At 61.7% G+C, this 25,980-nt stretch carries 20 protein-coding genes and 1 rRNA gene; 6 read left to right on the top strand and 15 right to left on the bottom strand.

Annotated features, from left to right (window positions below; translation table 11 throughout):
- Positions 1-146: 146 nt before the first annotated feature.
- The 4 genes from KW838_RS10305 to KW838_RS10290 all read right to left on the bottom strand — a co-directional run bounded on the left by KW838_RS10305 (position 147) and on the right by KW838_RS10290 (position 4,541).
- A complete protein-coding gene (locus KW838_RS10305; protein WP_095965975.1) occupies positions 147-1,592 on the bottom strand; it encodes a SulP family inorganic anion transporter in 1,446 nt (481 codons plus the stop codon).
- Positions 1,593-1,794: 202 nt separating this feature from the next.
- The gene (locus tag KW838_RS10300) at positions 1,795-2,688 is read right to left on the bottom strand and encodes an NAD-dependent epimerase/dehydratase family protein (RefSeq protein WP_218501031.1); all 894 of its coding nucleotides are present in this window, start codon (positions 2,686-2,688) and stop codon (positions 1,795-1,797) included.
- A 103-nt stretch (positions 2,689-2,791) separates the two neighbouring features.
- A complete protein-coding gene (locus tag KW838_RS10295; protein ID WP_007973212.1) occupies positions 2,792-3,703 on the bottom strand; it encodes a LysR family transcriptional regulator in 912 nt (303 codons plus the stop codon).
- Between the two features lie 247 nt (positions 3,704-3,950).
- Complete coding sequence (locus KW838_RS10290; protein WP_218480177.1) at positions 3,951-4,541, bottom strand: NAD(P)H-dependent oxidoreductase; 591 nt, start codon at positions 4,539-4,541, stop codon at positions 3,951-3,953.
- 162 nt (positions 4,542-4,703) lie between these two features.
- Here KW838_RS10290 and KW838_RS10285 point away from each other — a divergent pair, with 162 nt between their 5' ends.
- On the top strand, positions 4,704-5,018 hold the full coding sequence (locus KW838_RS10285; protein ID WP_057716513.1) for a putative quinol monooxygenase: 315 nt from the start codon (positions 4,704-4,706) through the stop codon (positions 5,016-5,018).
- Here the strand turns inward: KW838_RS10285 and KW838_RS10280 are convergent.
- Positions 5,008-5,772, bottom strand: a complete 765-nt coding sequence (locus KW838_RS10280) for a sulfite exporter TauE/SafE family protein (protein WP_218501030.1) — start codon at positions 5,770-5,772, stop codon at positions 5,008-5,010. The genes KW838_RS10285 and KW838_RS10280 overlap by 11 nt on opposite strands.
- Positions 5,773-5,988: 216 nt before the next feature.
- Between KW838_RS10280 and KW838_RS10275 the strand changes: the two genes are divergently transcribed.
- The 4 genes from KW838_RS10275 to KW838_RS10260 all read left to right on the top strand — a co-directional run bounded on the left by KW838_RS10275 (position 5,989) and on the right by KW838_RS10260 (position 8,366).
- Entirely contained in the window at positions 5,989-6,873 is an 885-nt protein-coding gene (locus KW838_RS10275; protein ID WP_218501029.1) for a LysR family transcriptional regulator, read from the top strand.
- Between the two features lie 42 nt (positions 6,874-6,915).
- The gene (locus KW838_RS10270) at positions 6,916-7,494 is read left to right on the top strand and encodes an NAD(P)H-dependent oxidoreductase (protein WP_102698913.1); all 579 of its coding nucleotides are present in this window, start codon (positions 6,916-6,918) and stop codon (positions 7,492-7,494) included.
- 49 nt (positions 7,495-7,543) lie between these two features.
- The gene (locus KW838_RS10265) at positions 7,544-7,915 is read left to right on the top strand and encodes a MerR family transcriptional regulator (RefSeq protein WP_218501028.1); all 372 of its coding nucleotides are present in this window, start codon (positions 7,544-7,546) and stop codon (positions 7,913-7,915) included.
- A gap of 106 nt (positions 7,916-8,021) precedes the next feature.
- Positions 8,022-8,366, top strand: a complete 345-nt coding sequence (locus KW838_RS10260; RefSeq protein WP_046038617.1) for a cupin domain-containing protein — start codon at positions 8,022-8,024, stop codon at positions 8,364-8,366.
- A 164-nt stretch (positions 8,367-8,530) separates the two neighbouring features.
- Here the strand turns inward: KW838_RS10260 and mmsB are convergent, their stop codons facing one another.
- Both mmsB and KW838_RS10250 read right to left on the bottom strand, forming a co-directional pair.
- Entirely contained in the window at positions 8,531-9,418 is an 888-nt protein-coding gene (gene mmsB, locus KW838_RS10255; protein WP_116583371.1) for a 3-hydroxyisobutyrate dehydrogenase, read from the bottom strand.
- Between the two features lie 10 nt (positions 9,419-9,428).
- Positions 9,429-10,955 carry a CoA-acylating methylmalonate-semialdehyde dehydrogenase gene (locus KW838_RS10250; RefSeq protein WP_102698916.1) on the bottom strand — a complete coding sequence of 509 codons (1,527 nt, stop codon included), beginning with the start codon at positions 10,953-10,955 and terminating at the stop codon, positions 9,429-9,431.
- A 150-nt stretch (positions 10,956-11,105) separates the two neighbouring features.
- On the opposite strand from KW838_RS10250, the gene KW838_RS10245 reads away from it, so the two are divergent.
- Positions 11,106-12,053: a LysR family transcriptional regulator gene (locus KW838_RS10245; RefSeq protein WP_104450826.1), complete on the top strand. Its 948-nt coding sequence runs from the start codon at positions 11,106-11,108 to the stop codon at positions 12,051-12,053.
- Between the two features lie 100 nt (positions 12,054-12,153).
- On the opposite strand, the gene KW838_RS10240 is transcribed toward KW838_RS10245, so the two are convergent.
- The 8 genes from KW838_RS10240 to rrf all read right to left on the bottom strand — a co-directional run.
- Entirely contained in the window at positions 12,154-13,698 is a 1,545-nt protein-coding gene (locus KW838_RS10240; protein ID WP_218501027.1) for a class I SAM-dependent methyltransferase, read from the bottom strand.
- Between the two features lie 227 nt (positions 13,699-13,925).
- Positions 13,926-14,390 (bottom strand): OmpA family protein, encoded by a 465-nt coding sequence (locus KW838_RS10235; protein ID WP_102698925.1) that lies wholly within the window; start codon positions 14,388-14,390, stop codon positions 13,926-13,928.
- Between the two features lie 44 nt (positions 14,391-14,434).
- Positions 14,435-15,703, bottom strand: a complete 1,269-nt coding sequence (locus KW838_RS10230) for a diguanylate cyclase domain-containing protein (RefSeq protein ID WP_218501026.1) — start codon at positions 15,701-15,703, stop codon at positions 14,435-14,437.
- Complete coding sequence (locus KW838_RS10225; RefSeq protein ID WP_218501025.1) at positions 15,700-16,275, bottom strand: YfiR family protein; 576 nt, start codon at positions 16,273-16,275, stop codon at positions 15,700-15,702. Before KW838_RS10225 ends, KW838_RS10230 begins: the two co-directional genes overlap by 4 nt.
- 119 nt (positions 16,276-16,394) lie before the next feature.
- Positions 16,395-18,497 carry an exodeoxyribonuclease V subunit alpha gene (recD, locus tag KW838_RS10220; protein ID WP_218501024.1) on the bottom strand — a complete coding sequence of 701 codons (2,103 nt, stop codon included), beginning with the start codon at positions 18,495-18,497 and terminating at the stop codon, positions 16,395-16,397.
- Positions 18,494-22,183, bottom strand: coding sequence for an exodeoxyribonuclease V subunit beta (recB, locus tag KW838_RS10215; protein ID WP_218501023.1), 3,690 nt, complete (start codon positions 22,181-22,183; stop codon positions 18,494-18,496). Before recB ends, recD begins: the two co-directional genes overlap by 4 nt.
- Positions 22,183-25,632, bottom strand: a complete 3,450-nt coding sequence (gene recC / locus KW838_RS10210; protein ID WP_218501022.1) for an exodeoxyribonuclease V subunit gamma — start codon at positions 25,630-25,632, stop codon at positions 22,183-22,185. The genes recB and recC overlap by 1 nt, the downstream gene beginning before the upstream one ends.
- A 238-nt stretch (positions 25,633-25,870) precedes the next feature.
- Positions 25,871-25,980, bottom strand: a 5S ribosomal RNA gene (gene rrf, locus KW838_RS10205); the annotation flags it as partial.

Below are 25,980 nucleotides of genomic sequence, written 5' to 3'. Positions count from 1 at the left end.
AACTCTTAAAACATTTCTGACGGCGATTTTCAAACGAGGTGAAAGTAATTTTCGTGCAGAGGTAAGGGGTGTCGCGCAGAGGTATGAGTTGTCGCAAATAATGAAAATCAGGCAGGCGGATTTTCATCGCGCCTGCCTGTTTGATTTCAGTCGTGCTGCATCCGGGCGCGCTTGAGCAATTTCTTGCAGCGCTCGGACAAGTGCAGCACCCGCAAGTGCTTGCCGGCCTTGGCGTAGCGCTCGCGCAAGGTGCCCAGCGCGGCGATGGCCGAGTAGTCGACAAAGCTCAGGTGCTGGCAATCCAGGGTCACTTGCGCCGGGTCGTTGGCCGGATCGAACTGATTGAGAAAGGGTGTGGTCGAGGCGAAGAACAGCGTGCCATGCACCCGGTACAGCTTGCTGCCGTCATTCTCCAGATGGCTGTCGGCATACAGCTGGCGGGCCTGCTGCCAGGCAAAGTTCAGCGCGGCAATGATGATGCCGCAGAGCACCGCGGTGGCCAGGTCGGTGAACACGGTAATCACCGTTACCGCGATGATCACCAGCACGTCGTTGAGCGGCACCTTGTTCAGCACCCGCAACGAGGCCCAGGCGAAGGTCTGTTGCGACACCACGAACATCACTCCGACCAGCGCGGCCAATGGAATGCGCTCGATCAGCGGCGACAGAAACAGGATGAACAGCAGGATCGACACCCCGGCCACCACCCCGGACAAGCGCCCGCGGCCACCGGAACTGAGGTTGATCACGGTCTGGCCGATCATGGCGCAACCGCCCATGCCGCCGAATGCACCGGACACCACATTCGCCGCCCCCAGCGCCACGCACTCGCGGTCCGGGTAGCCACGGCTCTCGGTGATTTCGTCGGTGAGGTTGAGGGTCAACAGGGTTTCCAGCAACCCGACCAGCGCCATCAGGATCGCATAGGGCGCGATGATGCGCAGGGTGTCCAGATTCCACGCGATGTCCGGCAGCGCCAGCGTCGGCAGGCCACCGGCGATGTGTGCCATGTCGCCCAGGGTGCGGGTTGGCAAGCCAAGCAGATACACCGCCAGGCCCACGCCGAGAATCGCCACCAGCGCCGGCGGCACGGTGCGGGTCAGGCGCGGCAGCACGTAGACAACGGCCATGGTCACCGCGACCAGGCCAAGCATCATGTACAGCGGCGTGCCGCTCAACCAGGCCTCACCGTCCTTGAAATGCTCCAGTTGCGCCAGGGCAATGATGATCGCCAGGCCGTTGACGAAGCCGAGCATCACCGGGTGCGGCACCATGCGCACCAGCTTGCCGAGCTTGAGCAGCCCGAACGCCATCATGATCAGCCCGCCCAGTAACACCGTGGCCAGCAAGTACTGCACGCCGTGTTGCACCACCAGCGCGACGATCACCACGGCCATCGAGCCGGCCGCACCGGACACCATGCCCGGTCGCCCGCCGAACAACGCGGTCAGGGTGCAGATGATGAACGCGCCATAGAGCCCCATCAGCGGATTGAGGTGGGCCACCAGGGCGAAAGCGATGCACTCGGGCAACAGGGCGAAGGACGTGGTAAGCCCGGCCAGGACATCGGCGCGTAGACGTTTTGCTTTCATGGGGGGGACCGCACACAGGGAGAGACGAAAAAGAGTGTGCGGATGTTACGGAATCGAGGACGGCCCGACCAGTTAATGGGCTGCTGAAAAAGCTTCGCGAGCAAGCCCGCTCCCACAATTGATCGCGCTCCGTCAGAAGGAATGCGATCGAATGTGGGAGCGAGCCTGCTCGCGAAGAACGATAACGCGGTCTAAAGCGAACTCACACCATCTCGTCACGAATCCACTCAACCACCGAAGTCCGCTTCGGCACCCAACCCAACAGATCCCGCGCATGCTTGCCGCGCACCCGACTGTTGGAACCCAAACCATAGTTGGCCATTTCGTAGCCCCACTCGGCTTCGGCCTCCTTGAGCGGCCAGTCCTGCGGCTCGCCCAGGTTCAGCGCCCGGGCCATCGCCGTGGTCATGTCGATGAACGACGCTTCACCGCTTTCAACGAAGTAGAAGGTGCCCGGTACATTTTTGGTCAGCGCCAGCAGGTACAGCGCAACCACGTCCTCGATGTGCACGTTGGACCAGATGTTGCGGCCCGTGCCGACATGGCGCACCACACCGCTTTTGCGCGCTTGTTTGAGCAGGCGCGGCAGCTGCACGCTGTCGCGATGGACGCCCAGGCTGTGGCCGTAGATCAAGGTGTTGCAGATCACTGCCGAGTTCACCCCCTCCATGGCCGCCGCCAGGATCAGGTTATCGATGGCCACGCGCGCCGCCTTGTCGACGGTCGGTTCCGGCAGGTTGTCTTCGAAGTAGATGACATCGCTGGATTGGCCGCCCGAGGCATCACCGACAATGCTCGAACCGCTGGTGTGCAGGAACACTTTGCCAGAGCCGCGCAAGGCATCGAGCAAGGCTTCCACCGCACCACGATGATCGCTGCTGGCCGCGTTGATCACTGCATCGGCAGCGAGCGCCTGATCGGTCAACAGGTCGCGGTCGTCCAGACTGCCCACCACCGCAGAAATGCCCAGTGCACGCAGCTCATCGGCCTGTTCGGCGCTGCGCACCAGACCGGTGACAGCGTGGCCGGCCTGGACCAGGCCCGTGGCGATGGAACCGCCGATAAATCCGGCAGCGCCGGTAACGAATACGTTCATGGAGAAACTCCCTGCGTGGATAAGTGATGCAAGGAGTATCCGGTAGCGATGACTGACGAAAAATCCCCGCCGGCCCAATTCACTTTTGCGCTGGGGTCACGAATCAGCCCTTGAAGTCTGCGCTCGCATAATCCGCCAACTTGCCCTGGATAAAGTCCAGGAAGCATTGAATCCGCAAGGCCAGCTGCGAGTTGCGGTAGTACACCGCATTGATCGGTTGGCGGTAGCCGCTGTTGAATTCGGCCAGCAACACTTTCAAGCGTCCGGCACGAATGTCCTCGATGGTCATGAAGTGCGACAGGCTGGCGATGCCCTGCCCGTCCAGTGCCAGATGGCGGATGGTCTCGCCGCTGGAGGCGCTGATCGACGCCTGGATCGGCCAGCGATCGCCATGCACATAACGCAGCGGCCATTGGTTGAGGCCTTCGTTCTGGGTGAACCCCAGCAGCGTATGGTCGGCCAGGTCAGCCACGGCCTGCGGTGTACCGTGTTTTTCCAGGTAGGCCGGGCTGGCGACGATGTGCAGCGGGCTGCAACCGAGGGAGCGGGCATGCAGTGTCGAGTCGGTCAGGGTGCCAATGCGAATGGCGATGTCGGTGCTCTGTTCCAGCAGGTCGATGATCAAGTCGTTGCTGTTGAGTTCGAGCTGGATGTCCGGGTAGAGCCTGCGGAATTCATCGATGTAGGGCACGATGGCGTGCAGCATGAAGGGTGATGCCGCGTTGATCCGCAGCCGCCCGGACGGCGTTTGCTGGCGTGAGGACAGGCGTTCTTCGAGTTCGTCCATCTGATCGAGAATGCGCTTGGCGTGCTCGAAGAAGTACTTGCCCTCCTCGGTCAGGTCCATGCGTCGCGTGGTGCGATTGATCAAGGTGGTGTCGAGCTTGGCCTCCAGCCGCGACAGCGTACGACTGACCGCCGAAGGCGTTTGCCCGACCTGCTCGGCCGCCGCGGAAATCGACCCGCATTCAATCACGCAGACGAATATCTGCAATTCATCGGATCTGGCTTTCACGTGTGTCCCTTATCGATAGTCCTGCGCCGTTCTTCTGAGCACAGAGAAACCATTGTGGCGAGGGGGCTTGCCCCCGTTGGTCCGCGAAGCGGACCCACAACCCACTAACGCGGTGGTTCAGGAAGTCGCGCGTCAACTGACTTTACGACGGCTTCGCCGCCGAACGGGGGCAAGCCCCCTCGCCACAAAAGCTCCTTCGCCACAGAAACTGTGCCTGACTCAAACAATCGATAGTAGCCCGAAACGGTTACGCCGACAGGCCAAACACCTCAGTCAAATGCTGCTCATAACGCGCCACATCGCCTTCGATGTTCGGGCGCTTCATCACGTCTACACAGAGGAACGTCGGCAGACCGGTCATGCCAAGGAACTCGTTGGCCTTGTGGAACGGGAAGTACACCGCGTCCACACCTTTGGCTTCGAAGAAATCGGTCGGGTCGTCGAAGGCTTGCTGCGGGGCGTTCCAGGTCAGCGACAGCATGTATTGCTTGCCGTGGATCAGGCCGCCGCTGCCGTACTTCTGCGACGCGTCGGAACGGGTGCGGCCGTCGCTGGCGTAGAGGCTGCCATGGCCTTCGGTGAAGACTTCATCGATGTACTTCTTCACGGTCCACGGCGCGCCCATCCACCAGCCGGGCATCTGGTAAATGATCACATCGGCCCAGAGAAACTTGGCCACTTCTTCGGCGACGTCGTAGCCCTCGTCGATGAAGGTGGTTTTGATATCCACACCACCGCGATCCAGCACGCTCAACGCGGCTTCATGCAGGGTGGTGTTGTAGCGGCCGTCGGAGTGCGCAAATTGTTTGCCGCCGTTGAGCAACAGGACTTTTTTCATGGAAGGTCTCGGGAAGGGTCGGGAATTCGATGACGGCAGAGTACCGGTCGGCCTCGCGCGGAATAAGCGTCGATTTGGCAAAATTCATTTGACCTACAAGCACGAATCAACAAGCGATTGTTGCCTTAGACTGGGCCCATTCTGACCTGAGGAGAGATGTAGATGAGTGAAATCCAGGGCTTCATCCTGCACGCCAAGACCCGTCCGGAAAAATCCGACGCCTTCGAAGCGTTTTTCAGCGGCTACGTGCAAGCAAGCCGCGCCGAACCCGGCTGCATCGAATACCACATGCTGCGCGACAAACAGGACCCGACCCTGTTCATCTTCTACGAGATCTGGCAGTCCCAGGCCCATCTGGACGTGCACTCGAACCTGCCGCACATGAAGCAATTCCTCGAGCAGCGCGATGAGTATCTGGAACGGGACTTCGAAATCCGCGCCATCGACATGATCAGCCCGTCGTCCGCTAGCCGCTGATCAGCAAATGGCCGCCAAGCACACCCAGGCCAACGAAAAACACGCGCTTGAACCACAGGGCGCTGATGCGCTGGCGCAGCGATTGCCCCAGCCACATGCCGAGCATGGCCGGGATCAGCGCCAGCAGCGACGCGCTCAACTCGCCCCCGCCGAGCGCGCCGCGCCATAGCAAGCCACCGGCCAGGGCCAGGGTCGAGACGGTGAACGACAGGCCCAGCGCCTGCACCAGTTCGTCCCGGCTCAAACCCAGCGCTTGCAGGTAGGGCACCGCCGGAATCACGAACACGCCGGTGGCCGACGTGATGACGCCGGTCAGCAGGCCACACAGCGGACCGAGCCAGCCTTCACGCTGGGATCCTACGTGCAAGGTCGGCAGGCACAATCCGCTCAGCGCATACAGCAACAACGCAGCGCCCAACCCTCGCACCACCCAATGGCCACCGCTCATGCCGATCCACAGCGTGCCTGCCCCGGTGCCGATGAAAATCGCCAGCAACATCGGCCACAGTCGTTTGACCAGCCCGGACAAATGCCCGCCGAATGCCAGTTGCCAGACGTTGGTAAGCGTGGCCGGAATGATCAATAGCGCGGCTGCCTGCGACGGCGCCATAGCCAGACCCAGCAGTCCCATGGCAACCGTTGGCAAGCCGAGGCCGATCACGCCCTTGATCATGCCGGCCAGTAAAAAGGTACCGATCACCAACAGTGACAGGGCCAATCCGAGATTCTGGTAAAACGCCGAGAGTGTATTCATGGGGCTATGGTGGGCCCGCGGGGGTTGATTGAAAATCTGCCATATACTGAGGCTGCCTCTTGCTTTGACAGAGGCTGATTGTTTCGCTGCGGCAACTGGCCTCTTCGCGAGCAGGCTCGCTCCCACAGGGGGTTATGCGCCGATCACATACCCTATGTGGGAGCGAGCCTGCTCGCGAAGGCGTCGGTCCAGACAACAGACAATCCGGGACAAACAATGCACTTCGACCTGACCGACCTGCGCCTGTACCTGAACATCCTCGACTCCGGCAACATCACCGCCGGCGCCGCACGCAGCCATCTGTCACTCGCGGCGGCCAGTGCACGAATTCGCGCCATGGAGGCATCGCTGGGCGTCGAGTTTCTTCAGCGCAACCGTCGCGGGGTCAGCCCGACGCCGGCCGGCGATGCCCTGGCCCGGCACGCCCGGGTTCTGCTGCAACAGGCCGAACGTCTGCAACAGGAACTGGCTGAATATGCCAAGGGCGTCAAAGGCCAGGTGCGGCTGCTGTGCAATACCACGGCGATCACCGAGTACCTGCCGGAGTTGCTCGCGGACTTCCTGCACAACCACCCCAACCTCGACATCGACCTGCAGGAACTGCCCAGCACCCGCATCACCCACGCCTTGCGCCAAGGCGCGGCGGACCTGGGCATCGTTTCCGACGCGGTGGACACCGATGACTTGCAGACCCGAGCATTCCGCGATGATCCGCTGGTACTGATCATCCCCCGCGATCACTCCCTGGCACAGGCAACCTCGGTGAGCTTCACCGACACGCTGCATCACGATTACGTCGGCCTGAATGCCAACAGCGCGCTGGCGGTGTATCTCGAAGAACAGGCGCTGCACGCAGGCCTGCGCATGCAGATCCGCATCCGCGCCGATGGCTTCGATGGCGTGATGCGCATGGTCGCCCGTGGGGCGGGCCTGGCGATTGTGCCGCTGGCCGCGGTCGAGCGCGGGTCAGGCGGACTGCCCTTCAAGAGCCTCGCCCTGCAGGAACCCTGGGGCCAACGCAAATTGCTGCTCTGTGCACGGGACTTCGCCGCATTGCCCGGTTATGCCAAGGCCCTGCTGCATGCCTTGACTCTCCCCTGAGGGGCAGACTTTATCCTTGAGGTTTGATCTTCGAGGACAGCGATGATGGGCAAACGAATACTGGTGATCCTCGGGCATCCGTCCAGCAACAGCTTCTGCGCCGCCCTTGCCGAGCGTTACGCACTGTCGGCCGTGCGCGCCGGGCATGAGGTGCGTCAGTTGTTTCTTGGCACCCTGGATTTTGACCCGGTGCTGCGCGAAGGCTATCAGCAGGTCCAGCCGCTGGAGGCCGACTTGCGTAACGCCCAGGCCGACATCCTGTGGGCCGAACAGCTGACGCTGGTTTATCCGATCTGGTGGGGCGGCGTACCGGCCTTGCTCAAAGGCTTTTTCGACCGGGTGTTCTTGCCGGGTTTTGCCTTCAAGTATCGCCAGGGCAAAGCCTTCCCCGACAAACTCCTGCGCGGCCGAACCGCCCACTTGCTGGTGACCATGGACACACCGCCCTGGTACTACCGCTGGATCTACCGCATGCCCGGTTTGCATCAGGTCCGTAAAACCACACTGGAATTCTGTGGCATCAAGCCAACCCGCACCCTCACCTTCGGGCCCATTCTCGGCGCCAGCGCAGACCGGCATGCAGCCTGGTTACGCCAGGCCGAAGCTATCGCCAGCGCTTGAGTCGGTCGATAATGCACCGAGCTTTATCCTCGGAGAAAAGGACCTTCCCATGTACATCGGCCAAGCCGCGCAACGTTCCGGAACCACTGTCAAAAGCATCCGTCACTACGAATCGATTGGCCTGCTGCCTGCCGCTCGACGTCAGGGCAAGTACCGCATCTATGACCAGCACAGCGTCGATCTGCTGATCTTCATCAAATGTGCCCAGCAGCTGGGTTTCAGGCTCAAGGAATTGCACTCAGCCTTCGCCGGACAACAGGCCCCGCAGTTGCCATGGGAACGGGCCCATCAGGTCATCGCCAGCAAAAAACGGGAAATCGCCGAACGGATAGCGGCGCTGTCGCAACAGCACGCGCAATTGATCGAGTTCGAAAACAGCCTCGAACAATCCAGGCTCGACTGCCCGTTGACCCGTCTTTGAGGGCTGTGCGTTTCTGGGCAGCTCAGTGTCGAGCACAGACAACTGAGCCACGGACAGGCGCTATAGGGTGCGACTTCAGTTCTTGAGCCCACTGCCCGGAGTCATCATGACCGCACCGATTACCGTTCTTCGCGACACCCACCCGCTGCCCGTGCTCGACGCCTGCAAATGGGAAAAGCTCGAAGGCGACCCGCACACCGTCAACCTCAACGCTTACACCAGTGAAGACGGCAGCAAGATCATGGGCACCTGGATCTGCACGCCCGGCAAGTGGTACGTGGAATACGTAAAGTGGGAGTACTGCCATTTCCAGGAAGGCTACTGCATCATCACCCCGGAAGGCATGGCGCCGATCCACCTGCGCGCGGGTGACATTTTCGTCGTTGAACCGGGGATGAAAGGCACCTGGGAAGTGGTGGAGACCGTGCGCAAGTATTTCGTGTTTGCCTGATGCAAAAAAACCGGGGATCACCCGACGTGATCTCCCGGTCAAAAGTCTTTAGGTAAGCGCCGTACCCTGTGGGAGCGAGCTTGCTCGCGATAGCGGTGGGTCAGTCACCATCAATGTCGACTGTAACGACCTCATCGCGAGCAAGCTCGCTCCCACAGTTTTTGCTATTGCGGCTTGCGATAGCTATTGATGATCGCCGAGAAGTCGTTGCCACCCTCCCCACGCAAACTCATCGCCTGATACAACTGCTGGGCCACCGCGCCAAGCACCACCGGCTGGTGCGCCTGACGCGCCGCTTCAGTGGCCAGCCCCAGATCCTTGAGCATCAGTTCTGCCCCGAAGCCGCCGGTGTAGCCGCGCGACGCCGGTGCTGTTTCGACGATGCCCGGCCACGGGTTGTACATCTCCGAACTCCAGCAACGCCCTGTGGAACTGTTGATGATGCCCGCCAGCACCTTGGTGTCGATGCCCAGCGCATCACCCAGCGCCATGGCTTCGCTGACGCCGACCATGGAAATCCCCAGCAGCAGGTTGTTGCAGATTTTAGCGATTTGCCCGGTGCCGACCTCACCACAATGGACGATGTTGCGGCCCATCTGCGCCAGTACCGGCTGCAGGGTGGCGAACAGTTCAGGCGTGGCGCCGACCATGAAGGTCAGGGTGCCGGCGGCGGCACCACCGGTACCACCAGAGACCGGCGCATCGGCCATGGTCACGCCCTGTTTGGCAGCGGCGGCGGCCACGTCCCGTGCGGTCTGCGGATCGATGGTGCTGCAATCGACGGCCGGTACGCCTTTGCCGATACCGGCGAGCACGCCGTCTTCACCCAGCCACACACTGCGCACATGCACCGCGGCAGGCAGCATGGTGATCACCAGTTCGGCGCCCTCTGCCGCTTCACGGGCCGATGCACTGATACTGCCGCCCAATTGCTCCAGCTCCGCCAGCACAGCCTTGTTCAGGTCCACCAGGCGCAGTGCATGGCCGGCCTTGATCAGGTTGCGCGCCATCGGCGCGCCCATGTTGCCCAGACCGATAAAAGCGATTTTCATGTCCGGCTCCTTATCGCAGGTTGATCGTGGTGTTCACACCGTCGTTGACGCTGTTGTCATCGAACCAGCGACTGGTGACGGTCTTGGTCTGAGTGTAGAACTGCACCACTTGCTTGCCGTACGGACCGAGGTCGCCGAGCTTGGAGCCGCGCGAACCGGTGAAGCTGAAGAATGGGACCGGTACCGGAATCGGGATGTTGATGCCGACCTGGCCGACGTCGATTTCATTCTGGAACTTGCGCGCCGCTGCACCGCTCTGGGTGAACAGGCCCGTGCCGTTGCCGAACGGGTTGGCGTTGACCAGGGCGATGGCCTCGTCGAGGGTGGCGACTTCCAGCACCACCAGCACCGGGCCGAAGATTTCCTGGGTGTAGATCTGCATGTCGGTGGTCACGCCGGAGAACAGGGTCGGGCCGACAAAGTTGCCCTTCTCGTAACCCGGAACCGAGATCTCGCGACCGTCCAGTTCCAGTTTGGCGCCTTCCTTGATGCCGCTTTCGATCAGGTCGAGAATCCGCGCCTTGGCTTTTTTCGAGATCACCGGACCGACATCAGTGCCCGGCTCGCTGCCGGCATTGACCTTGAGCTTCTGCGCCAGCGCCTTGAGGTCCGGCAGCCATTGCTTGGCCGCACCCACCAGCACCACCACAGAAGTGGCCATGCAGCGTTGACCGGCAGCACCGAAGCCGGCACCCACCAGCGCATTCAGCGCCTGTTCGCGATTGGCGTCCGGCAGCACCACGGCGTGGTTCTTGGCGCCCATCATCGATTGCACGCGCTTGCCGTGTTTACCGGCCAGGTCATAGACATGAGTACCGACGGCGGTCGAACCGACGAAGGAAACCGCCTTGATGTCCTTGTGGGTGCAGAGTCCGTCCACCACGTCCTTGCCGCCATGCACGACGTTGAGCACGCCGGCCGGAATGCCCGCCTCGATCGCCAGCTCCACCAGGAGCATGGTCGACATCGGGTCCTGTTCCGACGGCTTGAGCACGAAGGTGTTACCGCAGGCGATGGCCATCGGGAACATCCACAGCGGAATCATCGCCGGGAAGTTGAACGGGGTAATGCCCGCGCACACGCCGATCGGCTGGCGCAGGGTGTAGGTGTCGACGCCACCGGCGACGTTTTCAGCGAATTCGCCCATTTGCAGGCTGCCGATGGAGCAGGCGTGCTCGACCACTTCCAGGCCACGGAAAATATCGCCTTCGGCGTCGGCAATGGTCTTGCCCTGCTCGGCACTCAGGACCGCGGCGATGCGCTTGGAGTGCTCGCGAATCAGCGCCTGGAGCTTGAGCATGATGCGCATCCGCGCGCCGATGGGGGTCAGCTTCCAAGTCTGGAACGCACGATGAGCGGCGCTGATGGCGGCATCGACTTCTTCGGCGGTGGCAAACGGAACTTTGGCCAGCACTTGCTGGGTCGCCGGGTTGATGATGTCGTGCCATTCGGTGGTCTTGGATTCGACCCACTCGCCGTCGATCAACAGTTTGACCTTTTGCACGGTGGTTTCGTTAGGCGTGAGCGATACGTTCATGTGGGTCTCCGAATCTTTGTTGTTATCTTGGGAGCCAAGGCGAGAGAGTCGCCTTGAGATGAGCTGTTTGTCGCGAATTGGTTCTCGGACTGTTTTTGGAGTATAGATGTGCAAACTTCTGATAAGAACGCACATAAAAACCGGTCCAACATGCAAAAAAACATCACCTCCCTCGGCTCGTTGAACTGGGATGACCTCAAGTTTTTCCTCGAGGTCGCCCGCACCCGCAAGGCCAGCACCGCGGCCAAGCGTCTGGCGGTGGACTACACCACGGTGTCGCGGCGTATCAGTTCGCTGGAAACGGCGCTGGGCACCTTGCTGTTCGAGAAGTCCCGGACCAACGGCTTTGTCCTGACTGCCGAAGGCCAGCGGTTGATGGGGTATGCCGAATCGATCGAAAGCACCTTGCACATGGCGTGCGAGCAGGTTTCCGGGTCCGGCGTGGCGCTGTCCGGTCATGTGCGCATGGGCTGCACCGAAGGCTTCGGCAGCTTTTTCATCACGCCGCAGTTGAGCCACTTCGTCGACACCTACCCGGCGATCTCGGTGGACATCCTGCCGCTGCCGCACTTCATCAGCCTGTCCAAGCGCGAGGCCGACATCGTCATCGCCCTGGAGCGTCCGGAGCATGGCCCGTACGTCTGCTGCAAACTGTGCGACTACCGGTTGCAGCTGTACGCGACCCAGGATTATCTCGACAACCACCCGGCCATCCGCCGCCCGGCAGACCTGGCGAAACATTCGTTTATCAGTTACGTCGACGACCTGGCGTTCAGCTCGGAGCTGTTGTACCTGGCCAACGTATTGCCCGGTGCCAGCGCCAACCTGCGCAGCACCAGCGTGATCGCGCAGTTCGTGGCGGCGCAACAAGGACGCTCGCTGGCGATCCTGCCGTGCTTCCTCGCCACGCAAGACCCGCGCCTGCTGCCGGTGTTGCCGCAGGAAATCAACATCACCCGACAGTTCTGGATGTACTGCCGGGAGGACCTGCGCAAGCTCAAGCGGATCACCCTGTTGTGGGATTACATCCGCCAGGTCACCGAGCAGAATCAGGGCCTGTTGATGGGCGAAAGCCGGGAGATGTTGTTTGCCGACTGAAAATCTGAAGGAATCAGGTAGCGGCACCGTAATGAGGTCAGCAGGTTAAAGCCCACGCGAGGGCTCCCATGATGGGGGTGCCTGCACCCCCCTCTGTCGGTCAAATGATGTTCAACGCCTTGAGAACCACCAGCGATTGCTCGGCAAACGCTTCGGCCTGTTCAGTCAGTTCGGCGATATTCTCTTCAGCCGTGGTCAACGGCTGATTGTCCTTGATGAGGACTTCGCCTTGTTCAGCGAGAACGCCCCACGCCAGCTGTGCCCATTCAGCCGGATGTTTTCTGCCTTGCTTGATGGATATCAGGAACAGCAGCTGGAAGCGGCTGACCGGCACGCCGCCGCCCGTTACCGGACTGGCCAGGACCTGGATTTTGTTACTGAGCAACGCACGTTTGCAAAGCTGCAGATTGAGGGTGTTGCAGCGCGCCTGCACCAGTTTCTCGGCCACTTCGCTCTGGCACGGTGCTGCAGCGCCCATCCCGATCAATACGGTGATGGCCTGCACCAGATCGTCATAAGGCATCGAGGGCACGGCCACGGCCAACTGGCGCAACGTTTTCGGTGCATAGGCGTTGGCCGTCAGCGCTTCGAGTACAGGGCCATAGACCTCTGCCTGCAGCGTCGCTTCGCCGGCAGGCCCCCTGACGGTGTCAGATATGCTTTCTGCCGCCTGCAGCAGGACAAAACGCGTGTTGTACATACCCTGGCGCTGTTCAGCGGCAGACAGTCGGCTGGCGCCGCGCACGTACAGATCTCGACGGAATTGCTGGTTGACGAAGTAGTCGCGCGCTTGTTCACGCATGACCGGGTGCTCGATTCCTTCCAGGAAGTCCATGCCTTCTGCGCTCAAGTTGAGCGGGTCCACCGAGTCCAGCGGGACGGCCGTCGTGGCGTAGTCGAGTTTGGCAGGGGCCAGGGCATCGACCACGTCGGTGAAATACATGCAGTTCCAGTCGCGGTTGAAGTATTCATGGGCGACGTACTGACGATCCTGGCCTTTGATGCCTTGGAGCTTGTCGTCCAGGTTCGGTACCGCGCTGGCGTAGTTGGGATTGGCCGCCAGCAGCGTTTCGGAGAATTGCAGTGCGGCCTCGATACGCTGGTCCGGGCGAACGGAGGTGTGCGTGGCGAAGCGGTCGTGCAGCCTGAACAGATGACGCAAGGGCGCCGACGGCGACCAGCCGGGGAAGCAGTTGTAGCTGATGTACAGCAGGCCACCGGGCTTGAGGTGACGACGGGCGAACTCGACGATCAGTTTCTGGTTGTCGCGGCTGACCCAGGTCCAGATGCCATGCAGGCTGATGCTGTCGAATTGTGGCAAGTCGTCGCGGGCGAGCAGTTGCTCGAAGCTGTCGTCATACAGCCGCGCATCGCTGTTCCAGGCAGTCGCCAGTGCATTGGCATGGGCTGCCTGGCCCGGGTGGAAATCCGTGCCTATGTAGGCCCCTGGGTTGGCGGCGGCATGGATATTGATCGAGACACCCTGGCCAAATCCCAATTCGCAGTGATAGCCGTCGGTCGTCTCAAGACTGGCAAAACCGCGCAACAACAAGCAATAGCGCTGGAAGACTGGATTGATTTCCCGGCTGTAGCTGTAGGTGTAGCCCTCGTCCGTAAAATACCCTTCGTTCCAGGCGTCGCTCATGCTTGTACCCCTTTATTTCGAGAGTGAAAAGTTGCTCTTATAAGGGGTAGCTCTTACGCCCTACAAGCAATAAACAGCGTGTGAGCGAACTTTTCGTGTCCACACCAGGCTGTAGCCGTTGCGGCCACAGTGGGTACAGCTTGAACGTGAACGATAGGGACGCCCTTGGCTTGCATGAGGGAGGCTAGCGAGTCCGCCTATCCAGCTCACCAAGAGCCGCTCGCCGATTAGTCGGAGCTGACGACGATGGCGACCCGGCGATTCTCCGTGCGGCCACTGGAGGTGCTGTTGGTGGCCACCGGTACGCTGCTGCCCAGGCCGCGCAACTGGATATTTTCCGGCTTCATGCCGACCGTGTTGAGCACCCTGGCCACGCTTTTCGCCCGGCGCACGGACAGTTGCTCGTTGTAGGCCTCTTTGCCCGATGCATCGGTGTGACCATCGACCCGCACTCGTTCGATCCCCACTCCGAGCAGTGCCTTGCCGATGCGCTCGACGATCTCGGTGCTCTGCTGGTTCAGGCTGTCATCGTCGCTGCCGAACAACACCTTGCCGGACAACCCGAAGGCCCAGCCATCGTCGGTCAGCTCGAAACCCTGCTGTTTCAGCACGGCGATCTGCGCCGGGGTCAGGCCTTTTGGCGGGGCGGTCTGGCAACCGGTCAGGCTCAGCAAGGCCACGAGCAAAGTCATGGTGAAAAAACGCAGGGAACGCGGGTTGAAAGTGAACACGGAAGTCAGCTCCTGTTTTGAACATCGGCGGCAGGGTGCTCCGACCCTGCCGTGTACTGTGCGCCTCGGGACAGGCGCTTGGCCTGGTACATCGCACCATCGGCGGCGTTGAGCAGGGCACCCGGCGTTGCGCCATGATCCGGGTACACCGCGACGCCGATACTGAGTGAGGTCAACACCTGGGTACTGCCCGGCAATGGAATCGGCATGTCCATGCTGGCCAGGATCTTGTCGGCAATTCGTTCGGCGTCTGCGGTCTTGTGCAGCGGTGTCAGCAGCACGGCAAACTCATCGCCACCCAAGCGCGCCACCAGGTCCCCTTCCCGCAGTTGCGCGCGAACCCGGTTGGCCACGGCCACCAACACCGCATCCCCCGCCGCATGGCCGAAACTGTCGTTGATTTCCTTGAAGCGATCGCTGTCGAGAAACAACACCGCCACTCGCTCGCCGAGCTTGTTGGCGTTGCGCAGCGCGCGCATCAGGCGACCTTCGAAAAATGCCCGGTTGGGCAATCCGGTGAGGCTGTCGTGACTGGCCTGATGCGCCAGGGATTCGTTTTCGCTTTGCAGGTGCGATTGCCAGGCTTCGAGCTCATCGAGCAGGGCATTGAAGTCGTTGCCGAAATCATCGAGCTCGGCAATGTCGGCGGGCGGCACGCGCTTGTCGAAGGCCCGGTCACTGCGCGCGGCGTGGGCGACGGTGGCCAGGTTGCGCAGGGGCTTGATGATCCCGCGAAGTTGTCGGCGCGCCAGAAAGAGCGCAACCCAGGCACTGACGGCCGTGCACAAGAGGATGCCCACCAGGCCGCTGAGCAAAAAGCGCATCAGGTTGCCGCCGTGCCCGGTGAGCCTGATGCTGCCGACTTCCCGTCCTTGATGGAGGATCGGCATGCTCATCGGTTCTTCGAGAAACGCTTTGGCGATGTGCCGTTCGAGATCAGATACCCAGTCGGTTTCCGGTCGTTGCCAACGGGCCAGCAACTGCCCCCGCTGGTCGAACACCTGGGCGTCGGCCACTTCTTCGGTGGACACAATCAACGCCAGCGCCTCGGTGGCAGCAGGCTTGTCGTTGAACACCACCGCGGCTTCCACGGTGTAGGTGATCGAGCGTGCGATCAGGTGCAGGTTGTGATCCGCGTACACACGCAAGGCCAGCACGCCGAGCAACGTCAGCGAAACACTGGCCATGGCGACGCCCACCAGCGCGACGAGCAAGTTGCCGCGACCGATGACCGAATGCAAAGTCGGGCGACTGCCCGGAGTCAGTAACTTCATGGCGCCGCCGGCTTGCGGCGGGAAAGTTGCAGCACGCTCGGATGGATGCGTACACCGCTGCGAGCGACGGAGTCGAGATTGACCTCGAACGACACCTGCTCGTCGCTGACCCGCAAGCAAAACAGGCTGCCGACCGAGCACTGCTCGTCACTCTCGCTAATGCTCAGCACCGGATGCCCGATCAACGCGGCAAACAATCGGCTGCGTTCTTCGCCAGTCAGCTTGCCGATGTAAACCGCATCGCAGTCACTGACAATCGCGGGGTTGTCGGCCAGCAAGCGTTGCACCGCGACAGGTCGACCGGTCGCCTGGGTCGTGCCTTTGACCAGGTCGTCGGTGTATTCGGTAGGGCCGACCAGACACAGGCGCAGCAGCAAAGGCTCAACGGGCCAGCGGGCATAGCTGAGGATGCCGAGGACCACCTGGGTAACCGCTTTGGCGCGTTGGTCCGCCATGCCCACCGGGGGCTGCGATTGAGCAAAAGCGACGCTGGCCAGCAGACAAAGAAGGATGGCAAGCAGCGCTTTCTTACAGCCAATGACGCGCTCTGTCGTCCTGACAGCCACCTTCATGCAGGGATACTCTTGGACCGAAGCGAAATGATGCCGCAACGATAGCACAGCGAGGAAATGCCAGCGAGGCCACGTACTACGCTGCTTCGGACAATTTCCTACAATCGCTCACTGACCTTTCAGTCTGTCCGCTCGCTGTCGTCCTTCAGCTCCAGCATCAGCCCGCTCAAGCGCTTGACCCGGCGTTTCACCGCCTCTTCAAACACGCCTGCCCGCGATTCGATCAGGGTGAACCAGTCCTTGGCCCGGGTAATCCCGGTGTAGATCAATTCCTTGGTGAGGACCGGATTCAAGGCGTCGGGAAGAATCAACGCGGTGTGCGCGAACTCCGAGCCCTGGGATTTATGCACGGTCATGGCGTATACGGTTTCGACATCATTCAGGCGGCTTGGCAGGACAAATCGCACGCCGCCCTGACCGTCATTTCGTGGGAACGCCACACGCAAAACCTGTTTTCCGTGGCCCTCCTGCTCCGGGAGCTTGAGAGCGATGCCAATATCGCCGTTCATCAAACCCAGCCCGTAATCGTTGCGGGTCATCAGCACGGGGCGACCTTCGTACCACTGCTGGTCGCTGTCGATCAGGCGAGCCCTGAGCAACGCCTCCGTCACTCGCTGGTTCAAGCCCTCCACGCCCCACGGCCCCTTGCGCACGGCGCATAACAGCTGGAACGCGTCGAAGGCTTGCAACACCTCTCGGGCCCAGTCGGTCCAGCGTGAATCTTCCAGCGGGCTGTCGAGTGGCGGCCGCTGTTTGCGCAGTAAGGTCAGGTAATGCCGATAACCCTGCGGGCCCTCACCATGGCCTTCGAGCAGCAAACGCTCCAGCGCCCGGTCCTGCTCACCCTTGAGGGACAAGCCATACACATCGTCATGGCTTCGCGCAGACAACAACTTGCGGGCCTCTTCCGGTTGCTGCTGGTTGACCCAACGAGCGAGCTGACCAATACCGCTGCCCTCACCGAATCGCCGGGAGTGGCGCAGCATCACCACCTGTTGGGCCAGTGGATGAGCGCCCTGCGTATCCTCCTGCAATCCGCCGGCCTGCAGGCTTTCGCCACTGACGGCTTCCAGCCACTGGCGTGTCTGCGGGCTGTACCAGCCAGCCTCCGCGTCGCGACACAGATCCCCCAGTACCGCACCGGCTTCTACCGAAGCCAGCTGGTCCTTGTCCCCCAACAGCACGAGGCGCGCATGGGCCGGCAAGGCGTCGAGCAGATTGGCCATCATTTCCAGGTCGATCATCGAGGCCTCGTCCACCACCAGCACATCCAGCGGCAGGCGATTGCCCCCGTGGTGCCGGAAATGACGTGTCCCGGGCCGACTGCCCAGCAGACGGTGAACGGTGGTGACATCGGACGGGATCTTCTCGCGTATGGCTTCGCTGACTTTCAAGGTCCGGACTTGCTGGCTGATGGACTCTGTCAGACGCGCCGCGGCCTTGCCGGTCGGTGCGGCGAGGCGGATGCGCAAAGGCATGCCGGCCTCGACCGCCGGCGCCTGGAGCAACGCCAACAAGCGCACGACGGTGGTGGTCTTGCCGGTGCCCGGCCCCCCCGTCACGATGCTGAAGGCGCTGCGGGTCGCCAGGGCACAGGCCAGCTTCTGCCAGTCGATCACTTCACCCGGCCGGGCAGGCCCGAACAAACCGGTGAGGCGCCGGAGCAGGTCGTTCGGCGTGGACTCGTGCTCCGTCAGGCGCTCGCGCAGCGAAAGGTCGATCCGCCGCTCGTAGGCCCAATAGCGGCGCAGGTACAGGCGTTTGCCCGATAACACCAAAGGTCGGTCACGCACGTTGTCACGGCTGTCAGCGGCCAGGGCGACCAGGTTGCTGGCGGCCAGCACCTTGCACCAATGAGCACCGTCCAGCGCTCCGAGCAATTGCGACGGCAACAGCATGGCGCCGCCTTGGACGTCACCTTCGGGCGGTAATGACAGGGCGAAGTCCGGTTCTTTCAGCGTCTCGAACAGGTCGAGGCAGACATGCCCGTGGCCCAACTGGTGGCTGGTCAACGCGGCGGCCAGCAAGACCAACGGATCATCCTCCGGCGCCAGCTCATGCAGAAACGCCACAAAGGCTTTGTCCAGTGCGCGCAGCCAGCCACGCTCGACCCAGCGCGTGAGCAGCAACAGCAAGTCGTCGGCACGACTCAGCGGCGCCAGATCGGCCAGGCTTTCGACTGCCAGCGAGGTGGGCAGCAAATCGGTGAAGGTACGACTCATAACAGTACTCCCTGTTCCCAGGCGGGCTCGGCCTTGGGCTCTGGCTTGCCCTGGAACAGCCTGTCCAGACGCTCGATCAGTTCTCTTGGCGGACGGGTGAAAAACACACCCTGGCTGGCCGCACGCGTACCCCGCAGGAACAGGTACAACGCACCGCCGACATGCCGGTCGTAGTCGTAATCGGCGAGCCGCGCCTTGAGCTGGCGATGCAGGGCCAACAGGTACAACACGTATTGCAGGTCATAGCGGTTGTCGAGAATCGACTGCTCCATGGCCGGCAAGGTGTAGGCCGCATCATCGGCGCCAAGCCAGTTGGATTTGTAGTCGGCAACGTAATAGCGGCCGTTGTGCTCGAACGTCAGGTCGATGAAGCCCTTGAACATGCCGTTGAGCAGCACCGGTTCGGCGGCCACCCGGGCCACACCGTCATGAGTGTACTGACACACCAGCGCATCGAGCTTGAGCACATCGACCTTGTGGCTGGCGAACCAGAATTCCATCTCGACCTGGTATTGCGTCAACTGCCCGAATATCACCGGCGCCTGATCGGCACCCAGTTGCAACGGCGACTTGAGCAGATGCTGCAGCCAGTCACTCAGCGTGGTGATCCAGCCCTCCCAGCCTCGGCGATTGCAGCGACGGGCAATGGCGTCGATCACCTCCTGGGGTGCCGCGGCAAACCCCTCGCCCCCCGCCCATTCGAGCAGACCATGGAGGAAGGTGCCGGGGTTCGGGCCGCGCGGGAAGCGATGGATATCGCCGCCACTGGCCACCACTTCCCTGGGAGCCTGCGGGTCGAGACGTTCGTCATCGAACAGTTTTTGCGCCTGCGGACTCTCCGGCGCCTCGTCCGTGCCGACACTCAGGGTGTCGCCAATGCGCAATGCGCTGTAAGAGGCGATCCACCAGTTTTCACTGGCCTTGCGTTTCGGGATCAGCGGAGCCAGCAGCGCCGCGTCGTTTTGCGGTGGCTGGTAATGCTCTGTTGTCGCATCAGGCATCTGGGCATACGCCAGCGCCGGACAGTCCTGTTGCAGGGCGCGCAACCACTGCTGCAACGCCGGGGAGTCGGCCAATGGCGCACCGCCCCCCAACAGATAACCCAAGGCCGACAGATGCAGCACCGAACCATTGTTGTTGCCGCGCTTGAGGTCAGCCACCCCCAGCCAGCAGGCGTGTTGCGCCCGGGTCAGGGCGACATAGAGCAAGCGCAGATCCTCGGCCAGACGCTCATCGTCGGCCAGGGCAATCAATTCTGCCGTTGGCTTCAAAGTGACCTGGGCATTGCCTGATTCATCGTGGTAGTGCAACGGCAGGCGACTGCCGTCCACGGGCTTCGCCGAGCAAATGAACGGCAGGAACACCAAGGGGTATTCAAGGCCTTTGGACTTGTGGATGGTCACGACCTTGACCAGTTGCTCATCACTTTCCAGACGCAGGATCTGCTCCTCGCCTGCCTGACCGGACAACGCCAGATGCTCGGACAAATGCCGGATCAGCGCTTGTTCGCCATCGAGTTCGGCGGCTGCCTGTTGCAGCAATTCGGACAGGTGCAGGAGGTTCGTCAAGACCCGCTCGCCGTCACTGCGTGCGATCAACTCCTGGGGCAGGCGGAAGTCGTGCAGCAAACGACGCAGCATCGGCAGCACGCCCTGCTTGCGCCAGACTTCGCGATAGCCACGGAACTGCATGACCCGGGATTCCCAGGCCAACTCGTCCTGATTCAGCCGCTCCAGCTCGGTCAATGAAAGGTTCAAGGTGATGCTGGCCAACGCGGCCCGTAGCGGGCGTTCGACATCCGGCTCGGCGCAGGCCTTGAGCCAGGTCAGCACGTCGTGCGCCTCCTGGGCGGCGAACACCGAGTCCTTGTCCGACAGGTAAACACTGCGCACGCCCCGCGCAGCCAATTCGCCACGCACCGCCTGCGCTTCCTTGCCATCGCGTACCAGGATGGCGATGTCCGCCGGCAGCAGGCCCCTGAAGGCTTTGCCGTCCTGGGTGAACCCCGCTTGCCCCTGCTGCCCGCCATTGAGCAATGCCGTGATTTCACTGGCGCAGGCCGCCGCCAGATGTTGCCGGTACACCGCGCCGGACAACGGTTGTTCGGCCGACAAGTGCCAGATGTTCAAGGCCGGAACAGGCTGATTATTGATATGCAGGACTTCTTTGCGGCCCTGGGAGGCCACCGGCATGAACGGAACCGGGTTATTGCCATTCGGTTCCCGAAAGAGGAATGCGCCCCGTCCCGACTCCCGGGCTTCGGCACGCTCGAACACATGGTTCACCGCGTTGACCATGCCATGGCTTGAGCGGAAGTTGGTGCCCAGGGTGTGCAGGCGGCCGGTAGTGGCCTGACGGGCGCGCAGGTAGGTATGGATGTCGGCACCGCGAAACGCGTAGATAGCCTGTTTCGGGTCGCCGATCAGGAACAGGCCGCACTCGGGGCTGTTCTCCTCAATCCGGTAGATGCTCTCGAAGATCCGGTATTGCACCGGGTCGGTGTCCTGGAACTCATCGATCAGGGCGACCGGAAACTGTTCACGAATCAGGGTGGCCAGGCGCTCGCCGCCATCGGAATGCAAGGCCGCATCAAGGCGCAGCAACATGTCATCGAAGCCCATTTCCGCACGACGGCGTTTCTCTTCCTCGAATCGCGCCCCGACCCAGCGGGCGGCATGTTGCAGCACGGCGGCATCGGGCGTGGGCAACCCGTCGAGACAGGCCTTGAGACCGGCCATGGCATCGAGCCCTGGATGTCGAGGCGCTTCGCCCTTCCAGGCTTCGGCCATGCCATCCGGGGTCAGTCGCGTGAAACCGGTGCCGATATCCAGTTGCTCGAGGGATTCGTCCTCGGCCCAGGCTTTGATTTTTTCAAACCATGGCTCGAAATAGCGTGCCTGCATCTTGCGACCGTCGACGCTCTTGCTCGCGACACCCTGGTGACAGATTGCAAGCAGCTCGTCCGCCCACTGCGGCCAGGGCTTCTTGAGTTCGACCAGGGCAGCCCGTCGCTCTTGCAAGCATTGCGAAATTATCTCGGCGGGCTCTTTCCCTTGAAGCGAATCGCGCTCACTGGCGAACAGCGCACGAATCCGCAGCAGCAGCGCCGCCGGACCGCCCCAATTGCTGCGCACCCAATTCAGCGCATCACCTTGCATCGGGTAGCAGAACAGCCGCCAGTAATCGCGCAGGACTTCCCCCAGCAAGTCGCTGTGGTCGGTTTCCAGGGTCTGGGTAAACAGGCTGCCGCTGTCGAAGGCGTGCTCGCGCAACATGCGCTGGCACCAACTGTGGATAGTCGACACCGCTGCCTCGTCCATCCATTGGGCGGCGATATCCAGGCGGTTTGCGCACCCGGGCCATTGCTCGGGCAAGTACTGGTCACGCAGCTCGGCAATCAGGCTGTCGGGGGCCGGCGTTTCATCGCGGAAAAAGCGTGCGGCCTCGGCGAGCCGCGTGCGAATGCGTTCGCGCAACTCTTTGGTGGCGGCGTCGGTAAAGGTCACGACGAGGATTTGCGGCGGCAAGAGCTCACGTCCGAAGCCACTGTCTTCGCCGCCATTGCCAAGCACCAGGCGCAGGTACAACGCGGAAATGGTGAAAGTCTTGCCGGTCCCGGCGCTGGCTTCGATCAGTTGACTGCCACGCAGTGGGAACGCCAGGGCCAGCGGTGTCTTCGTACTCATCAACGCGACTCCTCGCTGGACAGTGAACGCCAGGGTGCTTCAAGCAGCGGGCGATAGAGCGCATCACACCAGTCTGGGAAGGTTTCATCGGCGCTCAGGGCATCGTAATCGGCGAATTGGCGTGCGAGTGCCGGACTTTCGCGTCGCTCTCCGTCCGTCGTCTGCCCGTCGCCTTCATAGGCCTTGCGCGCAGCGGCCGCGGCTTTGTCCGGGGCGGTTTGCCCCAGCCACGCGAAGGCGGTCTTGACCGCGATCGGCAGAGGTTGGCGCATACCCGACTGCCAGGCCATCAGCAGATCGCCGAGAATTTTCCGCGCCGTGGACTCGTCCATCGGTGCGAGCAACAGGCTGTCGTCGCTGGCCACCAGTGCGGTGGTCAACGCCATGCCACTGGCACAGGCCACCAGATGCGTGAGCCACGGGCGCGTCAGTCGATGCCATTTGCGCGATTTGATCGAGCCGATGCTGTTGGGGATCGTCGTGACAGACAGCAAACCACCATCAGCGCGTTGATGCAGGCCACTGAGCCAGCCCTCGATGTGCAGGCCTTGCAGTTCAAGATTGACGGGCAACGCACTGCTGAGGGGTGTCGGCCACAAAGCCAGGAGCTGTTGGTGGCGTTGCAGCAAGTCGGGCAATGGTTCGATCAATTCACGTTGCAGGCATTCACCGAAACCGGCCATGGGCAGCAGCCCGCTGTTTTGCAGGCGTTTGGCCTGATCCTCCAGTGCCTGTCCGGTATTTCCCGGATCTGCCAGCGCCGCTTCGAGCAAACGGTCGCTGAGGCTGTAACGCTGCAACGCATCCAGGACAAAAGGCTCTTCATCGGCCAGCGGCACTTCGGCCGCCTCGAAGAAGACTTTCAGTCGCTGGCTGAAAAAGTGCCGTACCGGATTGCGCAGGAAATCCTGCAGTTGACCGAGGCTGAGGGGTTCGTCCTGAACGTGAGGCCCGAGCACTTCGGCGCTCGCCTGTTGCTCTGCCGTTTGATGAAGGACCTGCCATTCGGTGGCATAGCTGAACGACTCATCCCCTGCGTGAAAGTAGCGGGCGCTGAAAGGTTGCAAGGGGTGTTCCCGGGTCATGGCTTCAAGCAGGTCCTCGCCACTCTGTGCCAGTCGCCAACCGCTGGCCAGATGGTCACGCAACTGGCCGATCAATACCGACGCCGGCCTCTCGCTGTTGTCGCGGATGCTGCGGCCCACCCAACTGATGTAGAGCTGATCACGCGCCGACAGCAAGGCTTCCAGTAGCAGGTAACGGTCATCTTCGCGTCGGGAGCGATCGCCTGGCCGGTAATCACTGCCCATCAGATCGAAATCCAGCGGCGGTTGCGCACGCGGATAATCGCCGTCATTCATGCCCAGCAGACAGACCAGTTTGAACGGGATAGCACGCATGGGCATCAAGGTGCAGAAGTTCACCGCACCGGCCAGGAAGCGTTGGGACAAGCGGCCCTGATCCAGGCCTGCAAGCCAGGCTTCACGGACGACCGTCAGCGGCAACTCGTCCTGCAAGCCGACGGACTCGCAGGTCTCGAGCCAGGTCTCGCGCAGCTCTTCGAGCTGGGCCAGCAAGTAGTCATCGTGTTCGTTGCTGGCGAGGAAGAACAACTGCACCAACGCCTGCAAGCGCAAACCCCATTGGCGCGGCTGTGCAGGCTGAGAGAGTTCGTGGTGAGCCACATCCAGCGCGTCCAGCAGAGCCACCAGCGGACCTATGAGCGCAGCGTCCAGACCACCGATTTCGTCGTAGGGTTCGATGCCCTCATAGGCATCGGCGCAGCCAACGGCATAACCGAGCAACATCCGTCGCAAGCCGAAACGCCAGCTGTTTTGCTCCAGCTCATTGGGCAGCCCGAGTCCGGCACGTTGCTCGGCATTCATGCCCCAGCGAATGCCGGCACCTTCGATCCAGCGGTGCAACGTCGGCAGGTCACGCTCCTCGACACCAAAGCGGGCGCGCAGTGCCGGGACGTCCAGCAGATCGAGAATTTCACTGACGGGGAATCGGCTGTCCGGCAGCTTGAGCAGGTGCTCGACCGCAATCAGCAGTGGATCGCGACCACGCTGGCCCTGGTCAGCCAGCGTGAACGGAATGAAGCGCGGGTCCTGACGGTCGAGCTGGCCAAACACGGCACGAATGTGCGGGGCGTAGCTGTCGATGTCCGGGACCATGACGATGATGTCCCGAGGGCGTAATGTCGGATCGGCACTGAAGCGCGCGAGCAGTTGATCGTGGAGAATCTCGACTTCTCGCTGGGCGCTGTGGGCAATGTGAAAACGGATCGATTCGTCCGTGTGCAGATCGATGGCCGGCCAGCGCTCCCGAGTCTCGTTGAGGGGACGCAATTCAAGGATGTCATCCTGCAACTGGTTGAGCACATTCAGCGGCTGACCGTCACTGAACAGGTCGATGCGCCCGTCACGGAATGCCGAGCGATAGCTGTTGGGATCGTCGTAACTGTCGAGCAGGTTGATGTAGTCCCGCCCCTGTTTACCCCAGGCAGCCAGCAGCGGGTGAGCATGCTGGTGCAGGGTTTGCGGATCGATCACTACCGGCATGCCGCTCTTGCGGGCCTGACGCTTGTATTGATGACGCAACAGGTCTTTATCGGCGACGATGTCCGCCCAATGGTGGCGACACGGGTTATGTACGCACAGCAGGACCTGGCTGAATCGGGCCAGCCCCGCCAGTGCTTCCAGGGCTTGGGCAGGCAGCGAAGAAATCCCGAAAACGATCACTCGCGAGGGCAATCCCTGGGGAGCTGTTTCGAGGTTGTTGATGCGCTCGGCGAATCGCTGATGGACCCCGGCACGGCTTTGCGCCATGCCTTGCTCTCCGACATCCAGCAAGAGTGCGCGCCATAACTCTGCCTGCCAGCAGTTGGCGGGCGTCAGGGCTTTGGCCTCGCCCCTGGCGCTTCTTGTTTGATGTCGACCTTCTGCCCAGTCTTCAAGCCAGTCAGCCCGATAGACCTGGTACTGGTCGAACAGGTCCGCCAGACGCTCAGCCAATTGGTAGCGTTTGCGCAGATCGGTGTCATGGGTCAGGAAGCGCTGCAGCGGCTCGAAGTGTGGCTGGTTGATCAACTGCGGCAGCAGGCGCATCAATCGCCAGGTCAGCGGGGCTTTATCGAGCAGGGACTTGGCCGGAATTTCATCGCGCCCAAGGACCATGCGATAGAGCTGCCACATGAAACTGCCGGGCAACTGCACGTCGATGGCGGCGGCGATGCCGCAGCCGCCCATGTCGTCTTCTTCGGCATCTTCCGCCAGTGCCAGCTTCAGCCATTGGGCAATGCCATTGCTTTGCACCAACGCGATTTCATTCTCCAGGGGAGCCAGCGGGTAGCGCCGCATCCAGCTGACCACCAGGCTGCGCAACTCGTCCAGGCGATTGCCGTGAACCACCATGAATCCAGCACTGAGGGACGTGGCGTCCGGCATAAGGCTTCCTTGGAAAATGCAAATTCGAGGGACGACTTTAGCATTTGTAGGAGCGAGCTCGCTCGCGAAGGTCATCAACGATGACGCGGGTTGTCTGGGGTAACGCGGTGCCCTGAAGTTCTTCGTCGGAACGCCGCCCGGAGCAAGCTCGCTCCTACAGGGAACAGCGTTTGAGGTGTACGGAGGCGAAAAAACAAAACCCCTACCTGCATACGCAGATAGGGGTTTCGGAATTTAATCTTGACGATGACCTACTCTCACATGGGGAAACCCCACACTACCATCGGCGATGCATCGTTTCACTTCTGAGTTCGGGATGGGATCAGGTGGTTCCAACGCTCTATGGTC

Origin of the sequence: Pseudomonas sp. PDM27 (assembly GCF_019219205.1) — a bacterium.
GTDB classification, from domain to species: domain Bacteria; phylum Pseudomonadota; class Gammaproteobacteria; order Pseudomonadales; family Pseudomonadaceae; genus Aquipseudomonas; species Aquipseudomonas laurylsulfatiphila.
The sequence above is the reverse complement of the archived record's forward strand: the minus strand, read 5'-3'. Positions and strand labels throughout refer to the sequence as shown.